This window comes from Chryseobacterium polytrichastri (assembly GCF_900142445.1).
Classification (GTDB): domain Bacteria; phylum Bacteroidota; class Bacteroidia; order Flavobacteriales; family Weeksellaceae; genus Chryseobacterium; species Chryseobacterium polytrichastri.
In genome coordinates, this window is record NZ_FRAV01000036.1 from 18,193 (window position 1) to 32,340 (window position 14,148).

The 14,148-nt window shown below is 34.5% G+C and carries 11 protein-coding genes; 2 read left to right on the forward strand and 9 right to left on the reverse strand.

Annotation, left to right across the window (positions count from 1 at the left end; all coding sequences use genetic code 11):
* Positions 1–2 precede the first annotated feature (2 nt).
* The 8 genes from BUB80_RS18385 to BUB80_RS18420 all read right to left on the reverse strand — a co-directional run bounded on the left by BUB80_RS18385 (position 3) and on the right by BUB80_RS18420 (position 10,417).
* Positions 3–686: an SCO family protein gene (locus tag BUB80_RS18385; protein WP_073296062.1), complete on the reverse strand. Its 684-nt coding sequence runs from the start codon at positions 684–686 to the stop codon at positions 3–5.
* Entirely contained in the window at positions 673–930 is a 258-nt protein-coding gene (locus BUB80_RS18390; protein ID WP_228433886.1) for a YHS domain-containing protein, read from the reverse strand. The genes BUB80_RS18385 and BUB80_RS18390 overlap by 14 nt, the downstream gene beginning before the upstream one ends.
* A 256-nt stretch (positions 931–1,186) precedes the next feature.
* Complete coding sequence (locus BUB80_RS18395; protein ID WP_073296068.1) at positions 1,187–1,549, reverse strand: hypothetical protein; 363 nt, start codon at positions 1,547–1,549, stop codon at positions 1,187–1,189.
* Between the two features lie 220 nt (positions 1,550–1,769).
* Positions 1,770–3,722, reverse strand: coding sequence for a heavy metal translocating P-type ATPase (locus BUB80_RS18400; protein ID WP_073296071.1), 1,953 nt, complete (start codon positions 3,720–3,722; stop codon positions 1,770–1,772).
* 45 nt (positions 3,723–3,767) lie between these two features.
* Entirely contained in the window at positions 3,768–4,187 is a 420-nt protein-coding gene (locus BUB80_RS18405; RefSeq protein ID WP_073296074.1) for a Fur family transcriptional regulator, read from the reverse strand.
* Between the two features lie 12 nt (positions 4,188–4,199).
* On the reverse strand, positions 4,200–5,423 hold the full coding sequence (locus BUB80_RS18410; protein WP_073296077.1) for an efflux RND transporter periplasmic adaptor subunit: 1,224 nt from the start codon (positions 5,421–5,423) through the stop codon (positions 4,200–4,202).
* Between the two features lies 1 nt (position 5,424).
* Complete coding sequence (locus tag BUB80_RS18415; RefSeq protein ID WP_073296080.1) at positions 5,425–9,789, reverse strand: CusA/CzcA family heavy metal efflux RND transporter; 4,365 nt, start codon at positions 9,787–9,789, stop codon at positions 5,425–5,427.
* A 304-nt stretch (positions 9,790–10,093) separates the two neighbouring features.
* Positions 10,094–10,417 carry a DUF6660 family protein gene (locus BUB80_RS18420; protein ID WP_073296083.1) on the reverse strand — a complete coding sequence of 108 codons (324 nt, stop codon included), beginning with the start codon at positions 10,415–10,417 and terminating at the stop codon, positions 10,094–10,096.
* A 245-nt stretch (positions 10,418–10,662) separates the two neighbouring features.
* On the opposite strand from BUB80_RS18420, the gene BUB80_RS18425 reads away from it, so the two are divergent.
* Positions 10,663–11,781, forward strand: coding sequence for a glycosyltransferase family protein (locus tag BUB80_RS18425; protein WP_073296086.1), 1,119 nt, complete (start codon positions 10,663–10,665; stop codon positions 11,779–11,781).
* A gap of 307 nt (positions 11,782–12,088) precedes the next feature.
* A complete protein-coding gene (locus BUB80_RS18430) occupies positions 12,089–12,478 on the forward strand; it encodes a hypothetical protein (protein ID WP_139262772.1) in 390 nt (129 codons plus the stop codon).
* A gap of 160 nt (positions 12,479–12,638) precedes the next feature.
* Here BUB80_RS18430 and BUB80_RS18435 read toward each other — a convergent pair whose 3' ends face one another.
* Entirely contained in the window at positions 12,639–14,132 is a 1,494-nt protein-coding gene (locus BUB80_RS18435; RefSeq protein ID WP_073296092.1) for a RagB/SusD family nutrient uptake outer membrane protein, read from the reverse strand.
* Positions 14,133–14,148 lie beyond the last annotated feature (16 nt).

Here is a 14,148-nt window from a genome sequence, read left to right on the forward strand (position 1 = left end):
ATTTATTTTAACAACTTCTTGATATCCTCTATCAAAATTTCTCTGTCAGGGTGATATTTGCCCGTCAATTTTGGAACCTTTCCCTCTGCATCCTCATAATTCAAACCAGAATAATATAAAATCGGCATATTATCCTTATTGTATCTGCATCGAATATTTCCTTCTTGGTCTACGAGAGCAATCATTCCACTATGGTTAAGATTTTCTCCTTCATCTTCTTTGTCACCTACATAAATATTGAATTGATCAGCCACCTTGCCAATATAATCTCTGTTCCCTGTTAAGAAATGCCAGTTGGGAGATTTCACTCCAATCCTTTTTGCGTGTTGCTTCAATAATTCGGGAGTATCATTTTCCGGATCTATACTTATAGAAACAATTCCAAAATCAGGATTATTAATCTCATCTTCAATCGCTCTCATATTGCTGTTCATCACAGGGCAAATGGTAGGACATCTGCTGAAGAAAAACTCCACCAAATATACTTTTCCAAGCATATCTTTATTCGTGATTTTCTTGTTGTTTTGATCAGTCAGTTCAAAATTAGGAACCTTCATTACCGTGTAAAGGCTCTTTTTAAAATAACTCATTCCGACCCCGATACCCAAGAAAAGTAAAGCAATAATAGCAAGCGGAATAATTACTTTTCGCTTTGCACTTTTATTGGTCTTATTATTTTTGGACATACTTCTCTGGATTTTTTTTGAATTCGTCCTTACAGTAAGCACTGCAAAAACCGTACGTTTTATTTTTATACACCGCTGTATCCTTCATGCCATCTTCAGTTTTCATATGGCAAATTGGATCTTCTGCGTTGGCAAATTTCGTGCTTTTAGCATTTGATTTTGAAGAGGCAGTACTCTTTTTATGCTTTACCTTAGGGACTTCCTGAGCACAAGACAATAGTGATATAGACAGAAATGCTGTCAAAATTATTTTTGATTTCATTTTAAATTAAATTGAAATTAATGTTAGTATTGAATGAAATTGATTAAGATTTAAACTAAATTTAATCATAAGCCTAGTTTGAACCATTAAGAATATTGAAGAAGGTAAGATTAATTAAGAAAATCATGTTGACTTTTAAGCATTCAAATTAAAGCGAAGCTATCCTTAATACTCTTAAAGACTTCATTAAAACTTAACGGTTGGAAATTAACTGTAAATTTTAGTCTAAAAATAAAACTTATGCTAAAGGAGGACGGAATATTCGGGATGAATATTCTGATATATGGAAATTAATGACACCTGAGTCAGGAATTCCTATTGAAATATCTGATAGGTTTTTATTGGAGAATGAAAGAATTTCGTTGGATAAAAAAACATCTAATCCCGCGATTTTAATATTTTGAGAATTGTTTGATTGCTTTTCTGTTTTTGCTAATTCTTTTTCGACATAGCATTTTCCTTTACATGTAGATTGAGGAACGTTTCTGTTTTCACAAAGATTTTTTACGATGTAATCATAGTTTATCGCATAATTCAGCAATGGCAAAACAGGTCGTAATGCAATGGTGAAAATAACGAATATGGAAATGAAAAACTTCAATGATCAATTCTGTTCTACAAATATACTACTGAAATTTGTTTTTATGATTGATTTATGATGAAAGTCATTTTTCTGGTTGGTGATTGTTTGTTGATGAAAGATTTTAATTTCCCACGGATTACACAGATTTTACAGATGATTGCGTATAATCTTTAAGTTTAATTAAATAAAATATGCATAAACATCTGTGAAAATCTGTGTAATCCGTGGGAGACAATTTTTAAAACTTCATTTTCTGAATTCTAACAGCATTTAAAATAGCGAGTAAAGCTACACCAACATCGGCAAAAACGGCTTCCCACATAGTAGCTAATCCTCCAGCTCCCAATACTAAAACAACCGCTTTTACTGCAAATGCAAGAATGATATTCTGCCAAACGATTTTTTTTGTCTGCTTTCCAATATTGATAGCCATTGGAATTTTGCTCGGCATATCGTCTTGGATTACGACGTCTGCTGTTTCAATCGTAGCATCACTTCCCAGTCCGCCCATTGCGATTCCTACATCGCTTAACGCAACAACTGGCGCATCATTTACTCCATCACCTACAAAAGCTACAGTTTGATTTCTCGCTTTGATCTCTTTTACTTTATTCACCTTATCTTCGGGAAGTAAGTCTCCAAAAGCATTTTGAATCCCCAATTGATCTGCCACAAATTTCACCACTGAAGTTTTGTCTCCACTCAACATGGTGGTTTGTACATTCAATGCTTTTAATTTATCTATCGTTAATTGAGCATCCGCTTTGATGGAATCTGCAATTGTAAGATACCCTACAAATTGTTTATCATAAGCAATGGCAATCAACGTATACACAATATTGTCAGGTTTGATGTCGTATTTGATATTGAACTTATCCAATAACTTAAAATTTCCTACCAATAAATCTTTCCCGTTGATCGTTGCTTTTAAGCCATGACCCGCAATTTCTTCCACATTTTCTAATTGAATAGAATGATCAATCTCTCCTACAAAATCATGAATCGCTGTTGCAACAGGATGAGAACTCTTACTTTCTAAGGCATTGACAAATTTTAGGATTTCATCTTTATTGAATTCAGTTTTAAAATCAACTTCCTGGACTTTAAAAACACCTTCCGTCATGGTTCCGGTTTTGTCCATAACCACATTTTGAACATTCGCCAAAACATCTAAAAAGTTGCTTCCTTTAAATAAAATTCCGTTTCGGCTGCCCGCTCCAATTCCACCAAAATACCCTAATGGAATGGAGATCACCAAAGCACACGGACAAGAGATTACCAAGAATACCAATGCTCTGTACAACCAATCTCTAAACTGATAATCGGCTACAAAAAAATAAGGTAACAACGTAATTCCGATTGCCAAAAACACAACAATTGGTGTATACACTTTGGCGAATTTTCTTATAAATAATTCGGTCGGAGCTTTTTGAGCGGTTGCATTTTGAACCATCTCCAAAATTTTGCTCAGCTTGCTATCTTTATATGCCGTTGTTACTTTTACCTGACTCACCGTATTGAGATTGATCATTCCCGCTAATACCGTTTCTCCTTTTATTTTGGTATCCGGTTTACTTTCTCCGGTAAGCGCAGAAGTATTAAATGAGGCTTTTTCAGACAGCAATTCACCGTCCAGTCCAAGTTTTTCACCAGATTTTAACTGAATGATTTCTCCAATATTTACCTTTTCTGCTTTTACAATTTCAGGTTTTCCATCTTTCAAAATGGTAACCTCATCGGGACGCTGATCGAGTAAAGATTTGATATTACTTTTTGCTCTGGTCACCGCCATCGCCTGAAAAACTTCGCCCACAGAATAGAAAAGCATTACAGCAACCCCCTCAGGATATTCTCCTATTGAAAAAGCACCTACGGTTGCAATTCCCATTAAGAAAAACTCTGAAAACACATCGCCTTTAGTGATGCTTCCGTACGCTTCTTTTAATACAGGAAGTCCTACCGGAATATAAGCAATCAGGTACCAAACTAAGCGAACCCAGCCTGTGAACCAACTGGTTTTAATATAATTATCTAAAGCAATTCCTATTAATAATAAAGAAAAAGAGATGATCGCAGGAAGGAACATCTGAAACGTAGATTGATCTCCTGTATCATGAGAATGGTCGTGGTCGTGACCTTCATGACTATGATTGTGCTCTTTTTTCGGTTTTGTACTGCAACACTCTTCCATAACTGAATAATTTTAATCAAAATTAGGTCTAAACTTAATGCAATACTATTGCAAACTTTCCAAACAATTTTCACAGATTCCTTTGGCAAAAAGCCTGATCTCATCAATCCTGAAATTCGTCTGAACATTTTCAGGAAAAGAAATATCTTCTTTACAGGTGGTCTGTTTACAAATCTTACAGTAAAAATGAAGATGCCAGTCTTTATGCGTACTTTCATCGCATCCATCGTGACAAAGCTTATATTTTGTCGTGGTATTTTCCTGTATGCTGTGAACAATTCCTTTTTCTTCAAAAGTTTTTAATGTTCGATAAATTGTAGTTCGGTCGGCATTATCAAAATAATTTTCAATTTCTGACAATGACAAAGCAGCTTCCTGAGAACTCAAAAAATCATACACCAAAATCCTCATGCTTGTAGGCTTGGTATTTTTATCTATTAATTTATTTTCAATGTCTTTTTTCATAATATTTGAAAATTAATGTTCATGTTCTCCAGAGTTTGTAAGCTTAGCATTAATAAAAAACGCTCCTTTTGTTGCGATTTTTGTGCCTTCCGGAATAGATTTCACAGGCGTAATTGCTGTATACCCCATTTCTGAAGTTCCTTTTACCACTTCTATCCTCTCAAAGTTAACGGTTTTTTCATTGTGTTTCTCCTGAGATTTTTCATCTTTATGATCTTCTGTCTTTTTATCACTCACAAGAAAAATATAGTCTTTCCCGTCAGCACTTGTAATGGCTGTGTTCGGCACTGCAGACATTAATTTATTATCTAAACTTATTACCGCAGTAGCATTCATTCCATCAATCAAACCGTTTTTATTTCCTTTCACTTTACAATGAATCGGAATGGTTTTACTTTGATTTTCAAAAGCTGTTCCAATGCTGTATACCTCAGCGTCATATTCTTCTACCGGATTATTAGTTAACGTAAAATGAATTTTCTGTCCCACTTTTATCGACGGTAAATCTTTTTCAAAAACCTGTAAATCGAGATGCAAAGAACTGTTGTCAACAATTTCTGCAACAGGTGATGAAACATTAATATAACTTCCAATCTGTAATAAAATATTACTGATTGTCCCGCTAATTGGCGCTGTAACAGCAAGTCCGGATCTTAAGTTTTGGTTGGAAACATTTCCAGGGCTGATTCCCATCATCTGAATCTGTCTTTGCAAAGAAGCTCTTTTTGTTCTTAACGTTTTTAACTCTGCATCCGCATTTTGTAGATTTTTTTTAGCTCCGGCATCGTTATCGAAAAGTTCTCTCTGTCTTCTGTATTCCTGTTCTGCAAAAGTGATTCTGCTTCCTGTTGTTAAATAATCTTCCTGCAATTGAATGAACTCAGGGTTGGCAATCGTAGCAATTACCTGCCCTTTTTTTACAAAATCTCCGACCTGAACATTCAATGTCTTAATGACGCCTCCATATAAAGAAGTTGCACTGGCTTTATTATTATTGGGAACACTCAATCCTCCATTGGCTTTAACGACAGAAGTAAGCTCTTTCATTTCAATTTGTCCTAACGAAATCCCCACCGCATTCATTTGCTCTTGCGTGAGTTCTGCAAGCTCCGAACTTTCATGTTCTGAATGTTCTTCAGTTTTCTCTTTTGGTTCTTCTTTCTTTTCAGATTTCCCACAACTCGTTAGAAATAATGACAGAAGAATAAGTATGATGATATTAAATTTGAATTTCATTTTATTTGTTGATTAAAGAATTAATGTTGACAACAGTTTGATTTACCTGCTGAATAGATTGCAAATATTTCAGTTCGATATTGGTTGCTGTTTGAAGCGCAAACAAATATTCTACATAAGAAATCTCTCCTGTTTTATAACCTAACTGAGCGGCTTTTACAATACTTTTCGCATTAGGAACTGCCTGATCTATATAATATTGATATTGTTGAAGATCTTGCTGATATTGACTGAACGAATTTTTTAGTTGAGTATCCAGCTGTTGCTGCTGAAACTTCGCGTTCTTTTCTTCCATCTGCTTTTGGTAATCCAACGACTTTATTCTTGCTTTTGTAGCACCGAAAGTCAATGGAATAGCCACTCCAACGGTCACTGCATTGAATCTATTCTCAGACCCATAATATTTTTCCTGTCCATTTAAAGTATGAAAACCTATCAACGACTGATTGGTATATCCAATACTGAAATCTGGTAATCCCTGTGCCTTTTCAACATTTTTATTCTTTTCCAACACTTCCATATTCTGCTTAAAAATCTGGATCGAAGGATGATTTTCAACCGTTGCATTGTCTAAAAGGTATTCAACTTTTAAAGGTTCATATTTTTGAGAATCCGGAATGGAAATATCTTCATCTGTATTTAATAAGGTCTTTAAATTTTTATAGGCATTATTCAGATACACCTTATTCTGCTGAAACAAAAGATTGATCTCTCCTTTCTGTGTTTCCGCGGTGTTGATTTCTATTTTCTTAATATCTCCTGCTTTAAATCTCACCGTTGCAATTCTGATAAAATCGCCATACAAACTATCGAGGTATTGCAGTTTTGATTGATTGTACTGCAAATATTCAATCTGATAAAAATAAGATCTTACCTGTTTGATCAATTCATTTTCAGTAACCTGTTTTTCAATCTTTTTGGTTTTAATCTCTTCCTGAATTAATTCCTTTCTGGCTTTAAACAAAGTGGGAAACGGAATCGTTTGGGAAATAGAAAAAGACTGGTCAAATTTCGGGCTGTTGTATTGTCCGAGCTGTGCACTGAAATCCAACTTAGGAATTTCTTTCGCCGTTGGCTTCAATGCCTCAGAAGACTGAACACTTAAATCCTTGGCTTTTATGGAAGGGTTATTTTCCTGTAACAATTCTATCGCCTGATTCAAAGAAATTTCTCTTGAATTTTGAGCTTTCAAATTTTGACCTAACAATAAAGTTCCTATTAAAATGATTACTGTTAAAGGCTTTTTCAACAATTTATCTTTAATATTAATTTTAGAATTAAAAATAATATATAACATCGGCAATACAAACAAAGTAAGGAAAGTTGCGGAGAGTAATCCGCCGATAACAACCGTCGCTAAAGGCTTCTGAACCTCTGCTCCCGCGCTTGTACTTATTGCCATTGGTAAAAATCCGAAAGAAGCTACCGTTGCTGTCATTAAGACAGGTCTTAATCTGGTTTTTGTTCCTTCAATTACTCTTTTAAACACATCGGTAATGCCATCTTTTTCTAATTGATTGAATGTTCCGATCAATACAATTCCGTTAAGAACTGCCACTCCGAACAATGCGATAAAACCAATTCCGGCACTGATACTGAAAGGCATCCCTCTCAACAAAAGAGCAAAAATACCACCGATCGCACTCATCGGAATCGCCGTAAATATCAAAGTTGCCTGTTTGAAAGAGTGAAATGTAAAATACAGCAGCATAAAGATCAAGAGAAGCGATACCGGAACGGCAATCATTAGTCGTTGACTTGCTTCTTTTAAGTTTTCAAACTGGCCACCGTACGTGAAATAATATCCTGATGGAAGTTTTACCTCTTTTGTGAGTTTTCCCTGAATATCTTTCACTACACTTTCTACATCTCTTCCTTTCACATTAAATCCAACGACAATTCTACGTTTCCCAGCTTCACGGCTGATTTGTGCAGGTCCCAATTTATATTCAATATTTGCTACCTGAGATAATGGAACCTGAGTTCCGGTATTGGTTGGAACCATTAAATTACTCACATCATCAATATCTGTTCGATACAAGCTGTCTAATCTTACCACCAAATCAAAACGTCTTTCATTTTCAAAGATCTGCCCGGCAGTTTTACCTGCAAATGCTGTACTTAAAACGTTGTTAACATCTTCAACATTCAATCCATAATTGGCAATTCTTGTTCTGTCATACGTTACATTAATTTGCGGAAGTCCGCCCACTCTTTCCACCTGTGGAGAAGTTGCTCCCTGTACATTTTGAATGACTTTGCTCACTTTATCGGCATAAATAGAAAGTGTATCCATATTTTCACCGAAGATCTTTACCGCAACATCTTGTCGAATTCCTGTCATCAATTCATTAAAACGCATTTGAATCGGCTGATTCGCTTCAAAGAAAACTCCGGGAATTACTTCCAGCTTTTCTGTAATTTCATCTGATAATTCAGTGTACGATTTTTTTGATTTCCATTCTTTTTGAGGTTTCAAGACAATGATTAAATCCGTGGCCTCTGGTGGCATCGGATCTGTAGGAACCTCAGCAGAACCTGTTTTTCCAACGACCATTTTCACCTCATCAAATTGTTTAATCAATCGGGAAGCTTGCATGGAAGTTTCAATACTTTGGCTTAATGAACTTCCCTGTGGTAAAATACAATGAAAGGCAAAATCTCCTTCCTGCAACTGTGGAATAAACTCCCCACCCATTCTGCTAAAAATCAATGCTGAGATTGAGAATAAAACAACGGTAAGTCCAACAATCACATATTTAATTTTAATAGCTTTCTGTAATAAAGGTTGATATATTTTTTGCAACCAATTCATCATTTTATCCGAAAAATTTTCTTTGTGAGATGTTTTCTTTGAAAGGAAAAGCGCGCACATCATCGGAATATAAGTCAGTGAAAGAATCAATGCTCCCAAAATTGCAAAACCTACTGTTTTAGCCATTGGTGAGAACATTTTACCTTCAATTCCTACCAACGTAAGAATCGGAATGTATACAATCAGGATGATGATTTCTCCAAAAGCAGCACTTCCACGAATTTTTGAGGCCGATAGAAAAACTTCTTCATCCATCTCGCTTTGCGTTAATCTCTGAACGGATTTTCTTAATCCTAAATGATGCAAAGTAGCTTCAACAATAATTACCGCTCCGTCTACAATCAATCCAAAATCGATCGCTCCCAAACTCATTAAATTGGCACTTACTCCAAAAACATTCATCATTCCCAAAGCAAATAATAAGGACAAAGGAATTGCCGAAGCTACAATTAATCCTGCTCTGAAATTTCCAAGAAATACAACTAAAACAAAAATAACGATTAGTGCTCCCTCAATTAAATTCTTCTCAACCGTACTGATTGCTCGATCTACCAAATCTGTTCTGTCTAAAAATGGTTCGATCACAATATCTGCCGGCAACGATTTCTGAATGGTCGGAATTTTTTCTTTAATTCTATTCACAACATCATTGCTATTTGCCCCTTTCAACATCATCACCACTCCACCAACAGCATCGGTTTGTCCGTTATACGTCATCGCTCCGTAACGCGTTGCATGCCCAAAACGAACATCTGCTACATCTTTAATAAAAACAGGAATATTCCCTGTATTTTTTACCGCAATATTTTTAACATCTTCAATTGAAGTTGCCAAACCAATTCCGCGAATAAAATACGCATTCGGTTTTTTATCAATATAAGCTCCGCCCGTATTCTGATTGTTTTTTTCAAGAGCTGTGAAAATATCGGCAACGCTTACTCCCATTGCTTTTAGTCGATTGGGATTCACGGCCACTTCATATTGTTTCAACTCTCCCCCGAAGCTATTGACCTCAGCAACGCCTTCTGTTCCGTATAACTGTCGAGAAACAATCCAATCCTGCATCGTACGCAGATCTTTCGCATTGTATTTTTTTTCACTTCCTTTTTTAGGATGCAAAATATATTGATATACTTCTCCCAACCCTGTGCTCACGGGTGCCAATTCGGGAGTTCCAATTCCTTTAGGGATATTTTCTTCCGCCTGCTTTAATCTTTCGTTAATTAATTGACGGGCAAAATAGATATCTACTTTATCTTTAAATACAACCGTAATCACCGATAATCCGAATCTTGAAATACTTCGGGTTTCTTCTATATCAGGAACCGTCGCAATACTCTGTTCAATGGGGAAAGTGACTAATTGTTCTACTTCCTGTCCTGCCAACGTAGGGCAAACCGTAATAATCTGTACCTGATTATTGGTAATATCCGGTACGGCATCAATGGGTAATCTGGTGGCACTCCACCCTCCCCAAATGATCAAAAGCAAAGTCATTATACCAATAATGATCTTGTTTTGGATACTAAATTTTATGATTTTATCTAACACAAATTGAGATTTAATTTGTGATTGTCTGCTTTTTAACTCAAAGAGCGCTAAGTTTTTTTGACAAACTAACTGGTTTTAAGTTCGCAAAGGCGTTTCACTCAGCAAAGTTATCAAAGAGACAATCTGTTAATTTTAATTGAGAATATTTTACATTCCATTATTTTTTTTAAAATAAAGATGCTTTTCTTCTAAACCTCATAGGTTTTGAAAACCTATGAGGTTTGATAGCGTTGAAGTGCAAAAATATCATGAATACCTCTGCAACGATATTGCAAAGTTTCACGAAATATTTAAAATCAATACATTAAATCTTAGGAGGTTGCCAGATATGGTCGTACACCTGATAGGCAAAATTGTTTTTTTGAAATAGAATTTTCTTTGAAAAATAGGTTTGAATCTTTTGAGGAATATTCATCGAAACATCCATCTTAAAAGCCGTAACCGTAATCTGACAGCAATTACAAACGCACAACGGAGAGCAGATATCTCCTTTGTCTTTTGAATGAGATTCGTCAATATGTAAAGATAATAATGTCTTGTCAGAACCTGATTGTTTACGTATGTCTTCACACGGCATTACGGATAACACCACGAAATACATCGCTAAAATCAGTCTGAATAGGTTCATTGTGACAAAGATAGAGATTTTTCATCAATGGAAAAGTCATTTACCTGATGATTGTTGCATTTTATCATTTGAGAAATACGGTTCTTTTGGTATTGAATAGCACCATGACCACTCATGGAAAATAAATAATGCTATTTTTAAATCTAAATTACTGTGACTATTTATTAAATTTGTAAAAACGCACATTTACTCACTCAAGCAATGCAAAACAAATACTCCGCTTACCCCTATATTTCCTTTTAATATTGGGTATTATCTACTTTTTATCCATTGGAAAAGATCCAGCTTTAGGTGACACTTTAGGTTTCACCATACAAGGTTACCAAGGATTTGCATTTGAATCGAACGCGACTAATCACTTCTTATTTTCTAATATTTTAGGCTTAGCTCATAAGATTCTACCGTTTATTAATGTACATATTCTTTTTGTCTGCATCTGTATTATTTCAGGGGTACTGGCTTTATTTTATTTAAGAAAATTATTACTCTTACTAGATATTTCTGAAAAATCATCTCTAATGTGTATTATGCTATTAGGGCTTTCATTTACATTTTGGAGGCAAGCCGTCATTACAGAGGTTTATACATTCTATCTACTATTTGTTATTTTATTTTTAATTAATGTATTTAAATTCCTCAAAGAAAAGGATATTAAATATTTCTATTACCTATCTATATTTTTAGGCATTCTTTTTTTAATTCATATTCAGACCATCCTTTTTGGTCCATTATATTGTTTCTTGCTTTTTAAAAACTTTAAACTTCTAAAGAAACATATTATTTACGGAGGTCTTATTACGCTTATTTTATTTTCAATTCTATTAATTCCTGTAGCACTTGGACGCCATTCATTAGTCGCGATATTCACCGATAATGCGTATGAAAACTCTCTTTTTGATTACGACCCTTCAACGATTTTTAAAAGCATCATCAAGAATTTAGGAATCCTGGGATACAATTTTTTATTTTTCAGTGTGTTTATTTTTTGGGGAGTAAGAAATAAAAAATACCTAAGCTACGTTCTTTTCGGGGCTCTTCCTTTTCTGTTTTTCTGTATTAAACATAATGTATCAGACGTCCATGTTTTCCAGCTTGTTCCTTATATTTTTATTATTATTCTCATAGGACAAGGATTAGATAGATTTCCTAAACTTCCATTACTATTACCCGTTATACTTCCTATTTTCTATTTTGCCTCTTTTAAAATTGTACAAGGAACCTCTATCGGAAAGAATTTTGAGAAAGAAAAAGGTTTTAAAGGCGGAACAGAATACATGCTATATCCACCTTTAAATAACAGCCCAGATTTAAATTCTATCTTAAAAAACTACAAAAAAGTTCATTATACGAGAAACCCGGACTAGAGGAAATGTATCCTTTAATGATTCAATGGGAAGAAATTAAAAAGAAAAATAATTATTAAATTGAAATAGATTAATTATCAAAAACTATCTATTTCAATGAACTTAAAAATTACATTAAAAAGTCAATTACAGGCTTTAAGAGAATTAATCATAATTAGTATAATCTATTTTGTACTTATGTATTTCTTATATGTAAACACCGAATTTGATCTATTCAAAATCTGGCTATTCTGTAGGAAAAGCATTCTTTAACAACTTTCAATATACCTATAACCATATCCAGACACAACTGGCAAAACCATAATCTATGAAAACACTTACTTATTTATTTTGGAGCTTGAAAAAATATCATGAAAAAGTTTGGTTAACAAAGGGACAGTATAATTGGACGATATTAGTTTTTAGTCTCCCCTATAATATTCCTATAATGCTTTTTTCGGGAGCCTTTGTTCAGGTATTTATTAACCCCTATTTAGAAATGGAGATATTGCGAATAATAATATTTTTATTATTTACTTTATTAATTTTCTTTTTATTAGCGCAGCCTTTGAAAATTTTTTTTCCAAAGAAGAAGATAGAAAATTCGATTTACACTAGAAAAGAGGTGAAAAAATATCGGATGAATATTTTATATTTTACCATCGGTTTTTTTGTTTTGATTGCTTTAGCATTTGTATATATTAGATATACAAAATAGTAGTTTTTTTATAAACGCTTATCTAATTAGCAATCATAATCCCACCCTTGTCAATCGTTCAATAAGTGAATTGACCAAAATAAGATACTTTAAGACAACAAAAAATCCCTTGATCATTTCAAGGGATTTTTGCTAGCAATATATTTCAATTATAAAAAAATTACAAATTCGGGTTATTCTCCACCTCCTTCTGCGGAATAGAAAACAAATAATACTTACTATTTGGAGCAAAAGAAGTCTGGTCCGGGAAAGCATAAATGGTGTGCCCTCTTCCATTAACTGTTTTTACTACCCCAGCTGGAGTTGTAATCTGAACTGGAATTGATGATCCATCTGCATTGGCATAAGGTTTTCTAGCCACCGTTCCTTGGGTTCTGATAATATCAGACAAAGAGAAACCTTCCCCAAATAATTCTTTTCTTCTTTCGATCAACACTTCCTTAATCACATCATTTTGTGCTAAAGATCCGTTGTATTGATTGGCGTTTCTTGCTAATTTTAATTGATTTAATACTGTCACCGCATTCGTAACATTTCCGTTTCTGGCGTCAGCTTCGGCTTCAATTAAATACATTTCAGCAGCTCTCATGTAGACAATATCCGCAATCAGATTGGCTTTAAATTTAAACTTAGCATATCTCAAAAGTCCTTCCCTTCCAGGATTTCCATCCCATGAGAATAAAGAATATCTGATATCATTGGTGTCAAACAGATTTTTAAAGTATGGATCCGCCATGAAACTATAATAATAACTTCCCGAAGACGAAACATCTAAAAAGTGGAATGCATAACTTTCACTTGACTGCTCTTGTGTTTGACCATGCCCCCAGATCCATTCTCCATTGCTGATGTCATTAAATCCGTCTTTGTATTTTTCGGTAGTCATTAAAGCATATCCATTTCTGGCAACCTTTGCAGCGGCAGCGGCTTTCGTCCAGTCTCCGGTGTTCAAATAGGTTCTAGCCAATAATCCATTCACTACCGATCTATCAATTTTATCTTTATTGTTTCGGGTATAATTTTGCAATAACTGGTTAGCATCCGTTAAATCACTTTTAATCAACGTATAGATCTCCTCTAAACTCGCTCTTTTATTAGGCTTTGAATTCGTGGTGGTAGGTTCCGTATAAATGGGAGCCGTTAATGCTGTTTTATCTTTCAAATAACTTAATTGGTAAAAACTAGCCAAGTTTAAATAACAAAAAGCACGTAATGTTTTTGCCTGACCTTTCACCTGATTTTTCTTGTCCTGACTCCCTTCTGCAGCATCAATTTTTGTAATCACATTATTCATGTTATTGATGGTAGAATACAGCAAGCTCCAGATAAAAAGTGGGCGACCTCCTGTATTGTTCACTAGGTCTGTAAAAGCATAAGCACCTGGAAATCCATATTTATTGGTCAACACCGCTACATCACTTCCCATCGCATCACTTGTTCTCAATACGGTTGAATACCCGATGTTGGCATAGTTGGTTCCGTCATCATTAAATTTTGCCCACGTTCCGTTAATTACCGTTTCAGCATTATCTGCTGTTTTAAAAACTTCTGCTTCATTGGCTTGATTCGTTGGAGCTGTTTCCAGATCATTTTCACAACTGACAATTGAAACTAAGGCAATAAAAGCAAAGGATATATATTTTAATTTTTTCATTGTTTAAATTTTAAAG